Raw genomic sequence first — 19,577 nt, forward strand, 5'->3', positions numbered from 1 at the left:
CTGGAAAGTATCTTACTTAACAGCAATGCATAAATCTATTCGACCAGCTGGTTACGGATCGCGTAGTGCGTCAGCTCGGCGCTGGTTTTCAGGTTCATCTTCGCCAGCAGGCGTGCCCGGTATTCGCTGACCGTCTTGACCGACAGCGAGAGCTCGCGCGCGATCTCGCTCACCGTCTTGCCCGAAGCAATCATGGTCAGCGTCTGGAATTCGCGGTCCGACAGGCTGTCATGCGGCGGCGCGTCGTGGTCGGCGCCGACCTGGCTCGCCAGCGCCTGGGCCAGCGTGGCGCTGACGTATTTCTGGCCGCCGGCCACCTGGCGGATCGCCGTGACCAGTTCGCGCGGCGCGCTCTGCTTGGTGAGATAGCCGGCCGCGCCCGCTTTCAGCGCGCGGATCGCGTACTGGTCTTCGCGGTGCATCGACAGCATCAGCACGGCCAGCTCGGGCCGCTCCTGCTTGATCTGTTTCAGCACCTCGATGCCATTGCGGTCGGGCATGGAGATATCGAGCAGCATCACGTGGCAGCGCGATTTACGGAACAGCTTGATTGCATCGAGCCCGTTCTCGGCCTCGCCGGCAACGACGATGTCGCGCTGCTCGGCCAGGATCTGTTTCAAGCCCTCGCGCACGATGGCATGGTCGTCGGCGATGAATACGCGGATGGTGGCTTTGTCGGTCATTGTTCCCCGGGGATTTTTACTGGCGGCGGGGCCAGGCGAATTTTGATGGTCACCATCGTGCCACCTCCGGGCGCCGCCGACAAGGTCAACGTGCCCCCCAGCGCCCGCGCCCGTTCGCTCATGCCGCGCAGGCCGAAGGAGGCGGGTTTCAGGCGGTCGGCGGGCGCGATGCCGCGGCCGTTGTCGCAGATGGCGAGCGTCAGGTGCTGGCGCTGGCGGCGCAGGGTCACCGTCACGCGGGTCGCGCCGGCGTGTTTCGCGACATTCGTCAGCGCTTCCTGGAAAATGCGGAACAGCGCGGCCGCATGGTCCGGGTCGAGCTCGATCTCACGTTCGGCGCTGCGGAAGATGCAGGCGATGCCGGAACCCTTCTCGAATTCGCGCGCCTGCCATTCCAGCGCCGCGACGATGCCCAAGTCCAGCGTCGACGGTCGCAGGTCGAGCGAAATGCGGTGCACCGCCTCGATCGTGCGGTCGACCAGGTCGTCGAGATAGGTCGCCTTTTCCAGCAGGCCCGGCTGGTCGGGCGGCAGCCGCGAACTGAGCATCGACAAGGCCATCTTGATCGCAGTAAGGTTGCCGCCCAGGTCGTCATGGATCTCGCGCGCGATGCGCGCCCGTTCCTGCTCCTTCACCTGCTCGATGTGGTCGGTGAGTTCGGCCAGGCGCGCGCGCGAACGCAGGGTTTCCTGCTGCTCGACCTTGCTCTCGGTGATGTTGGTCATGATGCCGTCCCACTGCACCGCGCCCGCCGCAACGGCGTGGGGCGTGGCGCGCAGGTTGATCCATTTCACGTCTTTCCATGCATCGATCCAGATCCTGCCTTCCCAGTTCCAGCTCGAGAGCGATATTTTCGAGACCGCCATCGCTTCCAGGTAACCCTTGCGGTCCTCGGGCAGGATCAGGCGCAGGAACAGGTCGGGATCGGCCTGCAGCTGGGCCGGCTGCACCCCGAGCAAGGGCGCGCAACCGTCGCTGAGGTAGGGAAAGGCATGGCGGCCGTCAGCGCCGAGGGTGAACTGGTAGACCAGGCCCGGCGTGTGGTTGACGATGGCGTTGAAGCGCGTCTGGTACTGGGCCAGCGCGTTCGAGGCCGCCTGTTCGGGCGATAGATCGTGGCCGATCGCCAGCAGCAGGGAACGGCCGTCGCGCTGGGTGCGCAGGAAAGTCAGCCTGGCCGGATAGGTGCTGCCGTCGGCGCGGCGCAGTTCGGTGCGCAGGCAGCCTTGCTTGATCGTTTCATCGCCCTTGTCTTCCCCCATGCCGGCAAGCAGGGCGCCGAGTGTGCCGTCGTCCAGGCCGGGCGCGATATCGACCGCGCGCATGCCGCTCAATGCGGCCCCGTCGTAGCCGAGATTGGCGCGCGCGGTGGCGTTCATGTCGACGAGGGCCAGCGTGGCGGCGTCGATCAGCAGGATCTCGGCCGGGGCGGCGTGCATCGGCGCGGCCAGCAGCGCTTCGGTCGTGGTCATGGTGGTGGTCATGGTCTTTCGCTTCCCGGTTTGCGGCGCCGGCGCCATAGCGACACGAAGCGGCGCAGCGCGCGTGCGCTACGCGTGGCATGGCGGCTGCCGAAGGGTACCGACGGCCGCAACTGGCTGCGCAGGCGGCGCAGGATGCGGCGCAAGGCCGACACCGAACGGCGCGCCTGCTGGTAGGTGGGGCTGGCCCGGAAGCGGGCGATGAGCTGGTCCTTGAACATGATGAAGCGATTGTGCCACCGCGCAAACCAGACGAGCGCCAGCAAGGACGGCAGGGTCAGGACATAGATACGCGCGACCACCATCGCCCCGCCCAGTTTGGCGACCACAAAGACCGCGACGCCCATCAGGGGATGGCCGTGGGCGATAGCCAGCAGGGCCAGCAACTTGACCGGAACAAGCAGCAAGCCGGGCAGGGCGAAGGCCAGCAGCGCTGCCCAGGGCGGCAGGCGCCGGATGCCGTGCTCCAGCATCCGCAGCGGCGGCCAGGTGCCCATTGCGGCCGACAGGCGGCCGGCGACTTCCCACAGCCATTCCTCGAACAGCAGCAGCAGCGCGATTACATACAGCAACGGCGCCAGCAGCCGGCTGCGTGGGGAAGGCGGACTTGTGAGTCTCGGGGAGGTCATCTTGCGCATCATACGGTATCCGCGGCGTCCAGCCTTAGGGGAAACTGAGCAAGTCGACACGTCACGGCTAGCGTGTCCCGGGTCGCGCGATCTGGGGCTACAATGGACGAATGAACAAGGCATTTGTAAAAGAGTCCGACAACGACGACGATGAAGACGCCGTCGCCCTGGCGCAGGCGATTCCCGCCGGCGCCAAGAACTACATCACCCCTGCCGGCTATAAAGCCATCAAGGACGAGCTGTTGCAGCTGATCGACGTCGACCGTCCGGAAGTGGTGCGGATCGTGCATTGGGCGGCGTCCAACGGCGACCGTTCGGAAAACGGCGACTACATCTACGGCAAGCGCCGCCTGCGCGAGATCGACCGCCGCATCCGCTTTCTCACCAAGCGCATGGATTCGGCCTTCATCGTCGACCCGAGCGTGCATTACGGGAACGACCAGGTCTATTTCGGCGCCACCGTCACTTACGTCAACAAGGCCGGCGAAGAGCACACGGTCACCATCGTCGGCATCGACGAGCTCGACCCGCTGCGCGGACGCATCAGCTGGGTCTCGCCGGTGGCGCGTGCGCTGACCAAGTGCCGCGAAGGCGACGTCGCCACGCTGCAGACGCCGCAGGGCGAGGAGGAGCTGGAAATCGTTTCGGTCTCGTATCCGGAACCCATCACGGACTGATCCGGCCGCGGCTGGTAAGATGCCCGATTCGCCGCAACAAGCTTTTTATGAACCGTTCCCCCGACACCGCACGCGAGTCCGACGTCCTGGCCGCGCTGCGGCAGTCCACGAGCTCGCGCCACGAGCGCCTCGACAGCGGCTTGCCGCTCTCGGCGCCCGATGCCACCCTGGCCGACTATGCCCAGCACCTGCAACTGCTGCGCGACTGGCTGGCCCCGCTCGAGGCCTGGCAACATGGTTTTACGGATGGCCCGCAAGGTCCCGCCGGTCTTGCCGCCGCCCCGCACCTGGCGCTGATCGACGCCGACCTGGCCGAACCCTCGCTGGCGCCGTATGCCGGCGCCGCGCGTGCCGCAACACCTCTCTGGCCGGCGCATGCCAGTCCCGCCTACCGCTGGGGCGTCGCCTATGTGGTCGAAGGCTCGCAGCTGGGCGGTGCGGTGCTGCACAAGCGGCTTGCGGACCAGCTGGCGCCGCATCCGCTGCGCTACCTTGCCGGGGCAGGCGAGGGCGGGCCCGGCCCGCGCTGGCGCGCCTTCATGCTGGCCCTGCGCGCGCAGGTGCAGGGCGAGGAAGAGGTGGCCGAGGCCTGTTCCGGCGCTTGCGATGCCTTCGACCGGATCCTGGCGCTGGCGTTCGAGCGGCCCTGAACCAAGGCTTCAGGGCCGCTCGTGCTCGACCCGATGGACGCCTGCCACCCTGCGCAGCCTGCGTAACAGATACGCCAGGTGAGAGCGGTCCTTTACCCGTAGCGTGAAGCGCACTTCGGTCATCGTCCTGCCGTCCTCTTCGCTCATGCCGGCATAGGTGAGGGCGCTGTCGGAATCGTCGATCTCGGCCGCCACGCGGCCGAGGATGCCTTTGTGCCTGTCGATCAGCAGGCGGATGCGGCAGGTGAAGGGGTTGTTCTGCTGCTTGTGCCGCTCGACCCCAACCCAGTGGTTCAGTTCCTGCGCGCCCATATGGTGACCTCTTATGGAATTGCGGCCGGGGAAGTCCCGGCCGCCTTGGTTTGCAATGACCGCAGTCAGTCCGTGACCGGGTAAGCCCGGGTCGTAATGATGCCTGACGGCGAGGTCACCTTCACCGTCAGCGTACCGCTGCTGACCCGATTGCTGCAATACAGTGGCGGGCTATCTGCCGGCGAACTCTGACTCGCATCGCTCTGCATCTGGAGCGTATAGATCCACGCCGCGGCACTCGGTTCGTTCGTGTTCGGAACGATGTAGGAAGGTGGGCTCAGCAGCGTGCCATTGGATGGGATGAAATCGATCTTGGTCCCGGCTGCCAATATGTTGCCCGGCAAATCGAAGGGAAGGTTGAGCGGCGCGGCGCCGGCCCGGTTCAGGGTGAACACGGTCGGGTTGGTGTCGCGGATCGCCAGCTGCAACGTCACCGCCGTGTTGACGAAGGGTGTGCCGTTCACGCAATGGCTCAGCGCAATCGACTCTGGCCCGAGCGAGGTGATCGCAGCCGTACTGGTCGACATCACTTGCACCAGGGCACCGCGCACATGGGTCACCGGACGCGTGGCGCTGCTGCCTTGCTTCAAAACGCCGTTATAGATGCCGTCGCCGGCGCTGTTCCAAGTGCCGTTGGCGTTCGAATCGATGAAGATTTCTCCCGGCGTGCGCACTGCATTCCCGCTCGACCAGCCGTCGTCCGGCGAGAGGGCAGCGCGCGCCGGCAGCCAGTTGGCATCTACCCCCCAATTGGCCTGGGCGTTGCGGCTGGTGATAGCGCGGTCGTTACGGAAGGGCTCGCCCAAGTCCTGGAAAGCATCTGTCGACTCGTAATACAGATTGGTGCCGTTGGTATCGACAAAACTTTCCTCGCCCAGCGCATAGGCGAGCACGGTCACGCGCCCGTCGGCAGGCCGCGGGTTCGCTGCGCAGAAGCGGACTGTGCATGCGCCAGGAATGCCTTTTTGCTGGATTACCGTACCGTCGGTCAGCGTCGTATTGACGAGTCCCGTCAGGCAGGAGCCATCGATTGAGCCGCCTTCTGCAGTGAAGCTGACAGCCGTCCCGTCAGGCGCCGGATTGTTGAAGTGGTCCGCCAGCCGTACCGTGACGTTAGATCCGGTGGGTGCCGGACAGCCGTCGATGTTCATGCCTTCTACATTAAATATCTCTGTCGAGAGGCTGAAGCTGTTCTGGTCGGGTACGCCGGTGGAGATGACCAACTGATCGGACATGGTAGTGATGCCGCTACCGGCGACGGTGGCGATGACGCGCACGGGCGTGTTGACCGTGCCTGCCGACACGATGGTGCTGACCGAGCCGTCGGCTCCAGTTGTGGCCGATGTGAAATTCAGTTTCAAATCGCCGACATAGGTCGTCAGCGCGAAGTCGACGCGCTGGCCCGACACCGGAATGCCGTTGCGGTCTCGCAGCTTGAACACCACCGTTGACGATTCCTGGCGCCCGGCGCCGCCGGTGCCTTTAAGCGAGATATTCTGCGGTAGCGCAGAGACGAAGGCGAGCTGGCCAGGAACCGCGGCTTCGACATTGACCGTGCCGGTAGCGCTGGTCGTCGCCCCCGCCAGCACGGTCGAGGCGGTGACCACGTCAGGGGCACCGCAGCCTTTGTCGATATACGAGGTCGACGCAACGCCGGCGACCGTCGTGACCGGCGAACTGATCGTCGCTTTCCCGGCTGCCGCGCAGGGCGAGGTGAACGTCACCTCCTGCGCGGGCGCGAACGGCGTGCCCCCGTCGAGCAGGGTCACCGACAGGCTCGCGGTGCCGCCGGCCGGCAGCGGCGAGGGTCCGATGCTCAACGCGCTCATGGTCAGGAGCGGGAAGCCCACCGCATAGCTGGCGCTGCCGCTGGCCTTGGTGCCGTCGCGGGTGGCGCTGGCGGTCAGCGTGAAGGCGCCGGCCTGCTTGCCCGCCGCGACGCCGATGCTGGCCACGCCGTTGGCGTCGGTCAGTGCGCTGCCGGTGGCGGGCACCAGCACCGCACTCGTATCGGTACTCGTGAACGTCACTGCCAGGCCGGCCACCGGCTTGCCGGCGCCATCCTTCACCACTGCCTTGGCCACGCCGGGCGTCTTCGGCGACACCATGGTCGTCGGCGCGCCTTTGGCGTCGGCCAGCGTCACCACCAGCGGCGCCAGCGCGGCCGTCGAACCGGTGGCGGGCGTCGAGGAAACGGTGCACCCGGGCAGGCTCGGATCGCGGCTCGGGTCGAGGGTTTTGCAAGTATCGTTTCCACTGCCTCCGCCGCCGCACGCGGCCAGCAAGCAGGCAAGCAGGGTGGTGGAAGTGGCGGCGACTGCGCGGGTTATCGTTGTTCTCATTGGCGCTCCAGGGCTATTGCATTGGATGGGTGGAAACGGGTGCGGCGGACGTGGCCAGCAGCGGCTTTGCCTGTGCGAGCGCGAGCGGGGCATCCTTGCCGAGCACGAGACGCATGCCGCCGGGGACCGCACCGCGGTCCGCCAGGCGCAGGATCGGCTTGCCGCCCAAGGCCGCCTGCAGCCTGCGCGCCGCCGCTTCCTGGCCGGGCGCGTAGTCGATCCGGGTCGCGGCCTGGTTGAACGGCGTCATGTTGGTCAGCCTGGTGGCGACGATGCCGCGCAGCGCTAGGCTTTGCTGGAAGCGCCGCGCCAGCCCGTCGGCGCCATGGCCGTTGGCGATCTCGAACTGCGCGGCTGCAGGTGCGGGCGCCGCAGCGCGCACCGGGGCGGATGCCGCGACGGCCGGCGCCGCCCGCAATTCGTACACGTTCGGCGCCGTGCGCACCAGCTGCATGCCGTTGTCGGCCATCGCCGGCGCCGCGGCAGGTGCTGGCGCCGGTACAGGCTCGGGCGCCGGCGGTACCGGCGGTGCAGGCAAGGCTGCGATCGTCTCGAGCGCCGCCACGCCGCGCACCGCCGCTCCTTCGGCCAGCCGCAGATTGTTGCGGGCCCGTTCGCTGCCTGGCTCGCGCGCCAGCGCGGCGCGGAAGGCCTGGGTGGCGGCCTCGTAGTCGCCTTCCAGGTAGTACACGTAGCCCAGGTTGTTGAGCGGCTGGGCCAGCGCCGGGTACTCGGCGCAGACCTGGCGCAGCATTGCCCTGGCCTGCGCCAGCCGGCCCTGCTGGGCATGGATGGCGGCCGCGGCGATGCGCGGCTCGGGCGCCTTCGGGTCGCGCGCGCTGGCATAGGTGTAGGCGGTCAGGGCCAGCCCCAGGTCACCCGCGTCCTGGTGGTAGCGTCCCAGCCGGTAGTAGGCGGAAGCGACGTCGCTGCTGCCATGGCGTACCTGTTCCGCAGGCTGGAACATCATCCGCAGCTGCGGCGGTACGCCGGCGCAGGACGAGAGCAGGAGTGCAGCGACGAGCGCAGGGGCGAGGGGACGGATCGGCATGGCGGTCTCCTTTCAGTTGGCGGCGCCACCGCTGAAGGTCGGCAGCAGGACGCGGTAGATCTGGATGAAGGCGGGGCCCATCAGCACCACCAGCAGGGACGGGAAGATGAAGAAGATCAGCGGGAACAGCAGCTTCAGGGCGATCTTGGCAGCCTGTTCCTCGGCGCGCTGGCGGCGCTTGGTGCGCAGCTGTTCCGACTGCACGCGCAGCGAGTCGGCGATGCTGGTGCCGAAGCGTTCGGCCTGGATCAGCATCGCCACCAGCGCGTCGACGTCCTCGACCCCGGTCCGGGTGGCCAGGCCGCGCAAGGCCTTGTCCTTGCCACTGCCGGCACGCAGTTCGAGCGTCACCAGGTTCAGCTCCTCGCTCAGGACCCGGCTTTTCAGGCCGATCTCGCCGGCCACGCGCGCCAGCGCCGCGTCCATGCCCAGGCCCGCTTCGACGCAGATCGTCATCAGGTCGAGCGCATCGGGAAAACTCTCGAAGATCTCGCGCTGGCGGCGCGCGATCATCTTTTTTAGCACGAAGTTCGGCAGGTAATAGCCTGCCGCCGCGGCGGTCAGCACATAAAAAAGCATCGCTGTCGTGCTGGATGTCGTGGCTTTCAGGCTCAGGCCGAAGAAGACCGCCAGCGGCAGACCCAGCGAGAGTACCGTCTTGGCGGCGAAGAAGACCACCGGCGCCCATGCATGGCGATAGCCCGCGTTCATGAAGCGCACCCGTACCGCCGAGGTCTGCGCCTCGTCGTCGGGCAACGACAGGCGCGCGACTGGCGTCGCTGCTGCGACGATCTTTTCCAGCCATTGCGGTGGACCGGAGCCCGACGTCTCGGTGCTCACACCGACCGCGTCCAACCGCTCCTGCAGCGGCGTGCCGGCGAAGGTGCGCAGCCCAAGCAGGGCGACACCGAATACGGCCACGAATACTAGGCCGACAAAACCGAGTTCGAGGATAGTCATTGCATGCTCCTTGCGTATGCGGCGCTCATACGCGGATCTTTACGATCCGGCGCATCGCGAACACGCCCAGCACCATCATTCCCAGCGCGAAGCCCACCATTTTTTGTCCGGCCGGATCCGTGAATAACACCCCGAGGAATTTCGGATTGGTCAGCTGGATGAGCGAGGCCGCTCCGAACGGCAGCAGCCCCAGCACCCACGCCGACATCTTCCCTTCTGCCGACAGCACCCGGACCTGGCCCAGCAGCTTGATGCGGTCGCGGATGATCTTACTGATGCTGCCGAGCAGTTCAGACAGGTTGCCGCCCGTATCGCGCTGGATCAGCACGGCCACCACGAAATAGCGCAGGTCGGTGCTGGGCACCCGGTTGGCCATGTTCATCAGCGCGTCCGGCATCGAGACCCCGAAATTGACTTCATCGAAGACAGTGGCGAATTCGACCGCGATCGGTTCCTTCATCTCCTCGCCGACCATCTTCAGCGCGTTCGGGAAGGCGTGGCCGGCACGTAGCGCCCGGCTCATCAGGTCGAGCGCATCCGGCAACTGGTTTTCGATCCTGTGCAGGCGCTTGTTGCGTGCGCGCAGCGCCAGCTGCAGCGGCAGGGTCGCCGCGGCGGCGCCCGCTGCGAGCTGGAGCGGAAATGGCAGTGCGAACCACCAGGCCAGCGCCCAGGCCAGTACGCCCAGTGCGAGCGAGGCGGCCGCGAAGCCGGCCACCGTCCACTGCTTCCCCGACTGCATCAGCAGGCGGTCGAGCGTCGACACATGCGGCAGCGCCGCCAGCAGCTTCTGCAAGACCGGATGGTTGCTGAAGCTGCGCTTTTTGGCGAGGGCGACGCTGCGCTCGGCGTCGCGCGCGGCGGCCGTCTGCACGCGGTGCGTCAGGCGCTGCGCTTCCGGCCCGCGGCTCGCATTCCAGGCTAGGTAGGCGCCCTCGATCAGGAACACCACGGCGACGAAGATCAGGATCGCGAAGACGAAGAACATGTAGTCCATGACGGCTCCTCAGGCGAACTGGCGGGAGGGATCGAACACGCTCTCCGGGATGTTGACCCCGTAATTGCGCAGCCGGTCGAGAAAGCGCGGGCGGATGCCGGTGGCGCAGAAGTGGCCGAGCACGGCCCCGTTCTCGCCCAGGCCCGTCTGGCGGAACGCGAAGATCTCCTGCATCGTGATGACGTCGCCCTCCATGCCGGTGATCTCCTGCAGCGACACCAGCTTGCGCTTGCCGTCGGTCAGGCGCGACACCTGCAGCACCACGCCGACGGCGGAGCTGATCTGCTGGCGCATGGCCTTGCTCGGCAGCGAGGCGGCCGCCATGCTGATCATGTTTTCCAGGCGGGTGAGGGCGTCGCGCGGCGTGTTCGCGTGGATGGTCGCCATCGAGCCTTCGTGGCCGGTGTTCATCGCCTGCAGCATGTCGAGCGCTTCGCCGCCGCGCACCTCGCCGAGGATGATGCGGTCGGGGCGCATCCGCAGGGCGTTGCGCACCAGCGCACGCTGGGTCACCTCGCCATTCCCCTCGATGTTGGCGGGCCGGGTTTCGAGGCGCACCACGTGCGGCTGCTGCAGCTGCAGTTCGGCCGCGTCCTCGATCGTGACGATCCGCTCCTCCGGGCTGATGAAGCCCGAGATCACGTTCAGCATCGTGGTCTTGCCCGAGCCCGTGCCGCCCGAGATCAGGATGTTGACCTCGGCCTTGCCCAGTCCCTGCAGGATCTCGCCCATCCCCGGCGTCATGCTTTTATAGGCGATCAGGTCCGACAGGCGCAGCGGATCGGCGGAAAAACGCCGGATCGACAGGATGGCGCCGTCGATCGCCAGCGGCGGGATGATCGCGTTCACGCGCGAGCCGTCGGGCAGGCGCGCGTCGACCATCGGGCAGGATTCGTCGATGCGCCGGCCCACGCGGGAGACGATCTTGTCGATGATCTTCATCAGGTGCGCCTCGTCGGTGAAGCGCACCTCGGTGAGCTCGAGCTTGCCGCGCCGCTCGACGTACACCTGGCTGCAGGTGTTGACCAGGATGTCCGACACGGACGGATCGGCCAGCAGCAGTTCGAGCGGGCCGAAACCGAGCATCTCGTTCTGGATGTCGCGCACCAGGTTGGCCCGCTCGACCTCGTTGATCGGCACGGTTTCCTCTTCGAGCATGAGCTCGACGATCATTTTCAGCTCGTCGCGGATCTGCTCAGGCGCCAGCTGCTGCAGGCTTTCCAGGTCGACCCGGTCGAGCAGGCCCTGGTGGATCCGTCCCTTGAGCTGCATGTAACCGGCGCTGTGCGACATGCGCGGGCCGGACTGGGCGAGGCCGCGGCCGGCACTGCCGGCCAGGCGGTCGCGTAGCGTCAGGATTTCTGCATCCATGCCTGTTTCTCCTCGAATGCCGGTTGTTTGATGGCAGGTACGGCCTGCAGGGCCGGCTGTGCCACCGGCTGCGCGGCGGCCGGCGGTGCCTCTTTCGCCGGTTTCTTCAGCAGGCGCGCCAGCCAGCCCGCGGGCGCCGGGGCGGCGTCGCCGGCAATCCCGCGCGCGAGCGCCATCAGCGATTTCGCGATCGGGCTCTTCGGCGACAGCTTGAGCACCGGGATGCCCTGGTTGACCGAAGCGGCGGCCGCCTCGTAATGGTTCGGCACCTGGCGCCAGACCGGCGTGGCGCAGGCCTTCTCGAGATCCTCCAGCTTGATCTGGGCCTTCTTCTCGTGGCGGTTGACGATCACCTGTACCTTGGCCGGCGGATAGCCGAGCGAACGGAACACCTCCAGCAGGCGCTTGCCGTCGCGCACATAGGGCAGGGTGGTTTGCAGCACCGGATAGATGGTGTCGGCCAGGTCGAGCGCGCGCACCCCGACCGGGTCGAGGCTGCGGCCCACGTCCAGGACCACGAAATCGTAGTGGCGGCGCGCCAGGTTCAGCAGCGTGTCGATGTGGTCCGGCTTGACGTCGACGGCGTGCACCGGGTCGTCGGGCGCGGCCAGCACCGAGAAGGTCGCGGTCACCGGCATCATGCTCGAGGCCAGCAGCGAGGCGTCCATGCGGTGCATCTGCAGCGCCACGTCGGAAAGGGTGGCGAGCGGCTTCTGGTCGGCCAGGAACAGGGAGGCGTCGCCGAACTGCAGGTTGAGGTCGATCAGGGCGACCCGCTGGCCGCATTCGGTCGCCAGCGCGTAGGCGATATTGGTGGCCAGGAAGGTCGCGCCGCTGCCGCCCTTGCAGGAGACGAAGGCCAGCACCTTGCCGTTCGCGTGCTCGTGCGCCGACAGCTTCTCGCGCACCCGTACCACCGCCGGATACAGGGTGTCGGGCCCCACCGGCGCGGGCAGCACTTCGCGCACGCCGGCGCGCATGGCGTCGACCATGAATTCCACGGTGTGCAGCGTCGACAGCACCATGGTCGTCATGCGCGGGTGGGCCGCGCCCAGCCCTTCCAGGCGCGCCAGTTCGCTGCCCTGCGGCTGGTCGAGCAGCAGCAGGTCGGGCATGGCGGTGCCGGCGCTGCTGCTGAAACGTTCGAGCGAACCGGAAACCAGGTTCAGTTCATCGCCCGGGCTGCGCTCGCGCAGCAGCCGCGCGATCTCCAGCAGGTGTTTTTCACTACGAGATACGACGGCGATTTTCACGGTGACTCCTTTGATCGGTCTATTTCGATGGATGCGCGCTGCTCATTCGCAGACCGGATTGCTCACTCCGGCAAACGTACTTTGCATGCTCTCCCTTGGCAGCGTGGTACGAAACGGCGGAAATGCGAACGTGAGCGGAATGCGCGGAATATATGTCTTGACGGCGGGCGGCCTGATCGACACTTCGACCCCGAGGCAGCTCGTCGTCGTGCATCCCGCGGGCTGATAGGCGATATCGATGTCGGTGGTGGCCACGAGCGGAAACAGGGCGGCCATGCGGCTGCGGATGGTGCTGTCGTCGAGGTCGCAGACCACCGCTAGCCGGGCGCCGAGACGCGTGGCCTCGGTCGCGGCGTTCCAGTAGAAGGCGATGCGCGCCAGCTCCATGATCCCGAACAGCAGGGGAAACAGGATGAACAGGGCGATCAGCGAGAACTCGACCGCGGCAAGGCCGCGCTGGCGCTCGATGCGGGGGCAAGGACGCAGGTTCATGGCACCTGCTCCATCGTCGCCTGGATCGGCGAGAACGCCAGGTCGGGAACGAAGCCGCTCGCCAGGCTACGGAAGGTAAAGCCGGTCACCTCGACGCGAACGAGATTCAGTACGCCGCGTCCGGTAGATTGCAGGTTGTAGTTGCCGGGGTCGGTCGTTCGGTCGCGCACCTGCACATAACTGAGCGACATCCCGGGAACCAGCGGCGTCCTCCCGCTGCAATCGGTGGCGCCGCATACGACCATCGAGCGCGCTTCCAGCGAGCGGACAGCATCGCCCGGCGCGAACTGGGACAGGTAGCGCGCACTGTCGCGCACTGCTTTGGCCAGCGCGTTGTACTGGTAAGTGGCGCGGCCGAACTCGGTAACGCCGAACAGCAGCAGCACCAGCAGCGGCAGCAGCAGGGCCATTTCGACGGCGACGGCGCCAGACTCTTTTTTCGTGGTGCGCATGGCCGCTCTCCTACTGCACCAGGGTTGGCACCAGCGGGCCGGTGGTGCCGCCCGCTACGCCGGCGCTGCGGCAAGGACTGCCCGGGGCATTGGCCAGGCCGCGCCATTCCAGATAAAGGTCGCCCGAGCTACCGTTGGACATTGGATTGAGCATCAGGACGCAGCCCATCGCGAGGATCTTCACGCTGGCCGGGGACTTGTTGCATTCCAGGACAGGCACCGGGATCAGGCGGCGCTCGGCGCCGTACGCAAGGTGTTCGGACTGGGTCGATGGTTTGCCGGGGATATTGCCGGCCGAGCCCGTCGGTGCGTAGCTGCCGGTTGTAAAGGGTGTATGCGTGCCCTGCTTGGCGCGGTAGTCGGCGTAGGCGGACTGACCGATGCCGATGACGGTTCCCGGTGCCTTGCTGGGGTAGGCATAGCCTGTTTTGTCGGGAGGCGCGACGGCGGCAGTGTATCCATTCCCGTTCGGATAGATACCGAACCGGGTATTCCAGGCGCTCTTGGCGCCCTGCTTGACGCCTTCTTCCCGGATGTCGCTGCCGACCTGGAGGCCGCATACCGAGCTGTTGCCCAGCAGCTGGTCGCGCACCTCGCTGGCGCCGCCCGCGCTGGGCGTGAAGTCGACCCAGCGGAAATTCCCGGCCAGGTTGGAATCGTCGCCGTTACTGCTGCCATTAAAGGAGCTGACGATCCACTCGCCGATGGTGCCGTAGCCGTAATTCGGCGGCGTCGCGTTCTTGGAGCACACGCCGATCGGCGTGGCGTTGCAGGCAGTCTGGCCAGGGGCCAGGGTGGCGACGGCCCTCGCTTCCACGACGGCCGGATCGATCTTGCCACGTACCTGCATCAGCCAGGGCTTGATGCCCGCCGAACGCGCGATGCACATAGCAAATTTCGAATTCACGTTAGCGCCGTCCGCGCGTGACTGAAAGGATCCGAACGGTCCGATCGAGGTAGAAAAGCGCACGTCAGCAGGTGCGATCACAACGGCACCCTTCTGGAAATTGCTGGCGTTTCGGCTGCCGACGAAGATGCCCGCAGCCTCTGCATCGGCCAGAAAAGACGCCGGGCAACCGGCCCCCCCAGCCGGATCGCAGGCCAGCTGGCCGGCCGCCGCCAGGGCGCAGGCGTCGGCCGCGTTCTGCAGCTCCGTCTTGTTGACGAACAGGTGCCCGAGGTCGAGCACGATGCCGCCGAAGCCGAGCAGCATCGCCAGCACCACCGCGACGATGATGGCGACGACGCCGTCCTCGCGTGCCGGAAGGCGGCGCGTATGCGGTGAACGGGGGAGCGGGCTGTTCATGTCGGCCACCTCGTCAGCGTGCGCCCCCGACGCCGATCGTAAACACGTTCGGCTGCGGCTGCGGAGCGCGGAAGGTTTTTTGGTAGGCGTCGTAGGCGCTCTTCGCTTCCTGGCCGCCCATCCCGTTGATGGTGTCGTGTTTCGTCCCAGCCAGGGGATCAAGCACCTGCTGGGCCATGGTGAGCGCAACGCGCTCGCCGTAGGGAGGAGCGGCTCGCCGCGAGGCGCAGCCCGACAGGACGAGCAGGACCAGTAGAACGAGTCCGGCATGAAGTGGATGGCGCAGGTTCATGATCGGTTCCTATTTCAGGTCGAAGCCGGTAGGGCCGGGCGCGGCCGCCGTGCGGGCCGGTTCGGCAACAGGTTTGCCTTCGAGTTTCCCGCCAAGGAAAAGCTGGCTGCGGCTCGGCTCGACATAGCTGTCGGTCGGCAGCTTGTAATCTGCCGGCAGCGGCTTGACCAGATGCGGCGTGATGACGAAGACCAGTTCCGAACGGTCGGTCTGGAAGTCGGTGCTGCGAAACAGCGCGCCCAGCACGGGTATCTCGCCCAGTACCGGGAAGGCCTTTACGTTGGTGGTGACGTTGTTCTTGATCAGGCCCCCGATGGCGAAACTCTGGCCGTCGAACAGCTGCACGGTCGTCGTGGCGCGGCGCGTAGTGAACGAGGGCAGGATCGCCGTGCCGTTAATCCCGGTCGCGGTAATCCCGATGCCTTCCTTGTTCAGGTCCGACACTTCCGGCGCCACCTTCAGGTTGATGCGGCCGCCCGCCAGCACCGTCGGCGTAAACTTGACGGCGACCCCGAATTCCTTTTCCTCGAGGGTAATGGTGGGGACGCCATTGTTATTCGCCTGGCTCACAGGGATGAAGATCTTGCCGCCGGCCAGGAAGCTCGCTTCCTGCCCGCTGATGGCCATCACAGTCGGTTCGGCCAGCACCTTGACCAGGCCGTCGCGCTTTTGTGCGTCGATGGTAAGGAAGTTGCCGTTCTTGCCGTTAAAAGCATCCAGCAGGCTTGGATTGCTGGTCAGCAGGTTGGAGAGAAAACTGTAGGTCCAGCTGCCGTTGGTGCGGCTGGCACCCATGCTGACGCCGAGCTGGTCGGCCAGGGTCTTGGAGATTTCGGCGACCCTTACTTCGAGCATCACCTGCTGGGGCGCGGCGACTGAGGTCATGTTGATGACTTTCATCGTTGGCTGCTGACCGCCGGCACTGGCGGCGCCGCCGGCCGCCTCGCCTGCGCCGCCCTTTCCGCGCTGCACATAGGCGTTCGCCAGCGCCATCATCTGGTCGACCTTCGTCACGTCCGACACGGTCCCCGAGAGCACCAGCGTATCTGCCGCGGTCGTAATCTTGACTTCCTTTTCCTCGGCCAGCAGCTGCTCGAAACGGGCCGCCAGGCCGCTGGTGTCGAGGTCGACGGCGATGTCGATGATCGTGGCCTCGTTGGCCTTGTTCCAGAGGATCAGGTTGGTGCTGCCGACCGACTTGCCGAGCATGTAGAGCTCGCTTGGGTTGAGCAAAATAACGTCCGCCACCTTGGCGTCGCCGACCGACATGCGCGTGGCCGCGAAGGGCAGGCGCATCAGGGTCGACTTGCCCTCGGACAGGGTCACCTTGGGCGCCAGCGTCGACACGCCGCTGCTGCGCGCCGGCCCCGTCTGGACCGGTGCGCGGGTAGGCGCCTTGGCCGCGGTGGCGGCGAAGGCCGGTTCCGTCGCCGTCATGCCCGTGCAGCAGGCCAGCGCTGCCAGCGCCATCAGTGCCCTGCGCCCGGTGCATTTTCCCGTCATCTTGTCAGTAGCTCGCATGGTCGCTCTCATTAGAATTGTTGGGTGCTGCGCTCGAGGCCCTTGATGACGTCGACCTTGTAGCGCGGTTCCTGCGCCAGCACGGCCTTGCGCACCACGGGGGCGCGCACGACGGCGGGACGCACTAGGCCGAGCAGGGCGTTCTTGGTGGCGCCGCCGGTGCCCACCGGGTCGGGATCGATCTGGTTGCGCAGCACCAGAGACAGGGTGCCGACGCTGCGCGCTAGGTCGAGTTTTTCGGTCTGCTCGGGCGACAGTTCGAGGGTCACCGCATTCACGACTTTCGGCTTGGTGTCGTCGCGGTTCGGGTCCTGGGCGATCGCCAGCACCAGGATGCGTTCGAGGACGATCTTCGAAATCGAGGCGTCGCCGTTGGGGCCGGCCTTGGCCGTGTCGCCCTGGGTGTTGACCAGGATGTCGACGAAGTTGCCGGGCAGGGCGAAGCCGGCGACGCCGACCACGTCGTTCACGCGCACCGTCATCGCGCGCTTGCCATTGGCGACCACCGCAGACAGGCCGCCCTGGGTGCCGGGCGGGGCGAGTTTCGCTTCCATGATCGGCTCGCCGCGCTGCAGGGTCGAGCGCGCCACGCGCCCGCCGAGCAGCTTGGGGTCGGAAAAGGCGCCCGGCGGCAGCGCGCCGGCCGGCCAGTCGACCATCCTGATCATTTCCGGCGCAATGCGCGCGCCCAGGCTGATGTCGACCATCGCCACCGCGACCTTGGATGTGTTCGTTGCGCGTCCGTTGATCCAGCTGACGGCGGCGAATACCGCTGCCAGGGCGAGGATGAGGGCGATGCCCAGCATGACGATGCCGCGTGTGTTTTTCATCTCATTCACCTTCGGTGCCAGTTGCCGGCGCTTCTTGGACGCCGGTAAAAAAATTGTTCCATGCCCAGTCGAGCGAATCCGGCGTGAGCTCCGGCGGCACGCCGTCGTAGGCGGCGCGGTCGCGGACCTGGCTCAGCAGGTCGCGCGGATAGCAGGCCAGCAGCGGACGGTCTTCGCGCGCATGCCGCTCCTTCAGCAGCCAGTCGAAGGCCTCCGCGTTCCAGGCGATGCCCAGGCCCGCGCAGGCTTCGATGAAGATGCGGCGGTAGTGGTCTTCGCCGAGCGGGCCGACGTGGATCTTGTAGCCGATGCGGCGCAGGAAGGCGCCGTCGCCGAGTTCGGCCGGCGGCAGGTTCGAGGAGAACACGACGATCACGTCGAAGGGCACCTCGAACTTGTAGCCGGTGTGCAGGGACAGGAAATCGATCCGGCGGTCCATCGGCACGATCCAGCGGTTGAGCAGGTCGGCCGGCGCGCAGCGCTGGCGGCCCAGGTCGTCGATGATGAAAATGCCGTTGTTGGCCTTCAGGTGCGGCGGTGCCTGGTAGTAGCGGGTGGCATGGTCGAACTTCAGGTCCAGCATGTCGAGCGAGAGCTCGCCGCCGGTCAGCACAGCCGGACGGCGGCAATGGACCCAGCGCGCATCGCCGGCGGCACGGCGGAAGGGCAGGCCGGGCACAGGACCGGTCTCGGCCGGCAGGTGGACGACTGGGTCGTACATCTGGATCACTTCGCCGCCGGCGTAGATGGCGTAGGGCACCGCGATCGCGCCCGTCAGCAGCTCGGCCAGCCGCTCGGCGAGGAAGGTCTTGCCGCTCCCGGCGGGACCGTGGATGAACATCGCGCGGCCCGAGTTCATGGCCGTACCGAGCTGGTCGAGGATGGCAGGCGGCACCACTACCTGGCCGAAGCCGGCCTGCACGGCGGCGCGCCCGATGTGCATCGCGGCCACGCTGCGCGCGACAACCGCGTCGCCGTAGCTTTCCAGCGTGACCGGGGCTGGGCCGGTGTAGCCGCAGCGCGCCAGGAATTCGGCGCCGCGCGCGCGGCCCAGGTCGGTTAGCTTATAGCAGACGTCGGCGTCGGTCCCGGTGGCGCCGGCGCGGCTGATCTCGCACAGCCGTTCGGCGCGTAGGTAAACGATCAGCGGCTCGATCACGCCGATGCCGAGTTTCATGCGTGCGCTGAGCTCGGTGATGCGCAGCAGGCCGCCGAGGAACAGGGTCTTGACGGCCAGTTCGGCGAGGAACAGGAAGGGCAGGCCGGTCTGCGCCACCGTTAGCGGCGCAGGCGGCAGGACGGCCGGGGCCGGGCACGGCGCGTTGATATCGGGACGCGATTCGGAGTCGAGGGCCAGGGTATCCATGATATCCGTATGGTCAGAGATGCAGGAAGGTGAGCTGCGCGAGTGTTCCGGCGGTGATGGCCACGGCATAGGGCATTTTTCCGATTGAAGCGACTGGCGCCATTGGGGCAGTGATCGATCGGGTCATGTGTTTGATATGGAAGTGCCGCAAAATGTCTAACAAGTTGATGAACATTTGCGGGAGCATCCGCTTGCAGGCCGCGAACCCTAAGGCAAGTAAACCCCCAGCTGCCATGCTCGCCAGCACGGCGCCAAAGACCCCGTCCATGCCGAGAAATGCGCCGATCATTCCCATCAGTTTCACATCGCCAGCGCCCATGACACCGAGCGCATACATCGGAAGAAGGGTTGCCATCCCCACGGCGAGGCCTGAAAGCGCAAAAACAGCGCCTTCGCCCTGCAAGGAAATGGAATGGAAGGCAAGAGCACCAGTCATACCTGTGGCGACCAGCCAATTGGGAATTCGGCGTTCGCGTATGTCGACGGCAGTGGCGATAAGCAGGAGCAGAACGAGCACGCCAATCTGTATCGGTACAATATACAAACCGGACAAACGCAGTTGACCGGTAGTGATCTCGATTAGGGCTGGCATAAACTGCTCGCTTGGCTAGTTAAAGCCCCACCCCGGCTGGGGTGGGGCAGGGCGCGTCTTAAGGCGCTGCTCCTGCTGCTGGGACAGTCAGTTTGCTTTGGATGTAGTTAAAGATGCCATCGAGCTTAGTGCCCACCAGGGTCACGGAGCCGATGATCACCACCGCGATCAGCGCTGCGATCAGGCCATATTCGATAGCGGTGACACCGTCTTCTTCTTGCATGAAGTTCTTGATCATTTCCATGATGTTTCTCCCAGGGTAAAGATTAGTTTGGTTAGAGGCTTTGAAACCAGCGCCGCGCCGGACCGTCGTCCCAGTG

21 protein-coding genes are annotated in these 19,577 nt (G+C 66.3%); 2 read left to right on the forward strand and 19 right to left on the reverse strand.

Annotation, left to right across the window (positions count from 1 at the left end):
* Nucleotides 1-35: 35 nt before the first annotated feature.
* From ACI48I_RS03905 to ACI48I_RS03915, 3 genes are read right to left on the reverse strand one after another with little or no spacing between them, the layout of a single operon-like run.
* Complete coding sequence (locus tag ACI48I_RS03905) at nt 36-683, reverse strand: response regulator (RefSeq protein WP_498573387.1); 648 nt, start codon at nt 681-683, stop codon at nt 36-38.
* The gene (locus ACI48I_RS03910) at nt 680-2,167 is read right to left on the reverse strand and encodes a sensor histidine kinase (protein ID WP_498573388.1); all 1,488 of its coding nucleotides are present in this window, start codon (nt 2,165-2,167) and stop codon (nt 680-682) included. The genes ACI48I_RS03905 and ACI48I_RS03910 overlap by 4 nt, the downstream gene beginning before the upstream one ends.
* Nucleotides 2,164-2,793, reverse strand: coding sequence for a hypothetical protein (locus ACI48I_RS03915; RefSeq protein ID WP_193688956.1), 630 nt, complete (start codon nt 2,791-2,793; stop codon nt 2,164-2,166). Before ACI48I_RS03915 ends, ACI48I_RS03910 begins: the two co-directional genes overlap by 4 nt.
* Before the next feature lie 110 nt (nt 2,794-2,903).
* Between ACI48I_RS03915 and greB the strand changes: the two genes are divergently transcribed.
* Nucleotides 2,904-3,470 (forward strand): transcription elongation factor GreB, encoded by a 567-nt coding sequence (gene greB / locus ACI48I_RS03920; protein ID WP_193688730.1) that lies wholly within the window; start codon nt 2,904-2,906, stop codon nt 3,468-3,470.
* A 47-nt stretch (nt 3,471-3,517) separates the two neighbouring features.
* Nucleotides 3,518-4,120: a biliverdin-producing heme oxygenase gene (locus ACI48I_RS03925; protein WP_193688731.1), complete on the forward strand. Its 603-nt coding sequence runs from the start codon at nt 3,518-3,520 to the stop codon at nt 4,118-4,120.
* A gap of 9 nt (nt 4,121-4,129) precedes the next feature.
* On the opposite strand, the gene ACI48I_RS03930 is transcribed toward ACI48I_RS03925, so the two are convergent.
* The 16 genes from ACI48I_RS03930 to ACI48I_RS04005 all read right to left on the reverse strand — a co-directional run bounded on the left by ACI48I_RS03930 (nt 4,130) and on the right by ACI48I_RS04005 (nt 19,501).
* Entirely contained in the window at nt 4,130-4,432 is a 303-nt protein-coding gene (locus ACI48I_RS03930; RefSeq protein ID WP_498573389.1) for an ACT domain-containing protein, read from the reverse strand.
* A gap of 65 nt (nt 4,433-4,497) precedes the next feature.
* Entirely contained in the window at nt 4,498-6,774 is a 2,277-nt protein-coding gene (locus ACI48I_RS03935; protein WP_498573390.1) for an Ig-like domain-containing protein, read from the reverse strand.
* Nucleotides 6,775-6,787: 13 nt separating this feature from the next.
* Nucleotides 6,788-7,825: a LytR C-terminal domain-containing protein gene (locus ACI48I_RS03940; RefSeq protein WP_193688734.1), complete on the reverse strand. Its 1,038-nt coding sequence runs from the start codon at nt 7,823-7,825 to the stop codon at nt 6,788-6,790.
* A 12-nt stretch (nt 7,826-7,837) separates the two neighbouring features.
* On the reverse strand, nt 7,838-8,785 hold the full coding sequence (locus ACI48I_RS03945; RefSeq protein ID WP_193688735.1) for a type II secretion system F family protein: 948 nt from the start codon (nt 8,783-8,785) through the stop codon (nt 7,838-7,840).
* 25 nt (nt 8,786-8,810) lie between these two features.
* The gene (locus tag ACI48I_RS03950) at nt 8,811-9,782 is read right to left on the reverse strand and encodes a type II secretion system F family protein (RefSeq protein ID WP_193688736.1); all 972 of its coding nucleotides are present in this window, start codon (nt 9,780-9,782) and stop codon (nt 8,811-8,813) included.
* Nucleotides 9,783-9,791: 9 nt separating this feature from the next.
* Complete coding sequence (locus ACI48I_RS03955) at nt 9,792-11,153, reverse strand: TadA family conjugal transfer-associated ATPase (protein WP_193688737.1); 1,362 nt, start codon at nt 11,151-11,153, stop codon at nt 9,792-9,794.
* On the reverse strand, nt 11,135-12,406 hold the full coding sequence (locus ACI48I_RS03960) for a CpaE/TadZ family protein (RefSeq protein ID WP_498573391.1): 1,272 nt from the start codon (nt 12,404-12,406) through the stop codon (nt 11,135-11,137). The genes ACI48I_RS03955 and ACI48I_RS03960 overlap by 19 nt, the downstream gene beginning before the upstream one ends.
* 42 nt (nt 12,407-12,448) lie before the next feature.
* The gene (locus tag ACI48I_RS03965; protein WP_498573392.1) at nt 12,449-12,898 is read right to left on the reverse strand and encodes a TadE/TadG family type IV pilus assembly protein; all 450 of its coding nucleotides are present in this window, start codon (nt 12,896-12,898) and stop codon (nt 12,449-12,451) included.
* Nucleotides 12,895-13,350, reverse strand: a complete 456-nt coding sequence (locus ACI48I_RS03970) for a TadE/TadG family type IV pilus assembly protein (protein ID WP_498573393.1) — start codon at nt 13,348-13,350, stop codon at nt 12,895-12,897. The genes ACI48I_RS03965 and ACI48I_RS03970 overlap by 4 nt, the downstream gene beginning before the upstream one ends.
* 10 nt (nt 13,351-13,360) lie before the next feature.
* Nucleotides 13,361-14,656 (reverse strand): pilus assembly protein TadG-related protein, encoded by a 1,296-nt coding sequence (locus ACI48I_RS03975; protein ID WP_498573394.1) that lies wholly within the window; start codon nt 14,654-14,656, stop codon nt 13,361-13,363.
* 13 nt (nt 14,657-14,669) lie between these two features.
* Nucleotides 14,670-14,948 carry a hypothetical protein gene (locus ACI48I_RS03980; RefSeq protein ID WP_498573395.1) on the reverse strand — a complete coding sequence of 93 codons (279 nt, stop codon included), beginning with the start codon at nt 14,946-14,948 and terminating at the stop codon, nt 14,670-14,672.
* Nucleotides 14,949-14,957: 9 nt separating this feature from the next.
* Nucleotides 14,958-16,469 (reverse strand): type II and III secretion system protein family protein, encoded by a 1,512-nt coding sequence (locus tag ACI48I_RS03985; protein WP_498573396.1) that lies wholly within the window; start codon nt 16,467-16,469, stop codon nt 14,958-14,960.
* Between the two features lie 11 nt (nt 16,470-16,480).
* Nucleotides 16,481-17,299: a Flp pilus assembly protein CpaB gene (cpaB, locus tag ACI48I_RS03990; protein ID WP_498573397.1), complete on the reverse strand. Its 819-nt coding sequence runs from the start codon at nt 17,297-17,299 to the stop codon at nt 16,481-16,483.
* A 1-nt stretch (nt 17,300) separates the two neighbouring features.
* Nucleotides 17,301-18,665, reverse strand: coding sequence for an ATP-binding protein (locus tag ACI48I_RS03995; protein WP_498573398.1), 1,365 nt, complete (start codon nt 18,663-18,665; stop codon nt 17,301-17,303).
* A gap of 13 nt (nt 18,666-18,678) precedes the next feature.
* Nucleotides 18,679-19,257 (reverse strand): A24 family peptidase, encoded by a 579-nt coding sequence (locus ACI48I_RS04000; protein WP_193688744.1) that lies wholly within the window; start codon nt 19,255-19,257, stop codon nt 18,679-18,681.
* Nucleotides 19,258-19,315: 58 nt separating this feature from the next.
* The gene (locus tag ACI48I_RS04005) at nt 19,316-19,501 is read right to left on the reverse strand and encodes a Flp family type IVb pilin (RefSeq protein ID WP_193688745.1); all 186 of its coding nucleotides are present in this window, start codon (nt 19,499-19,501) and stop codon (nt 19,316-19,318) included.
* Nucleotides 19,502-19,577: the final 76 nt, after the last annotated feature.

It is taken from the genome of Massilia sp. LXY-5, from assembly GCF_059801075.1.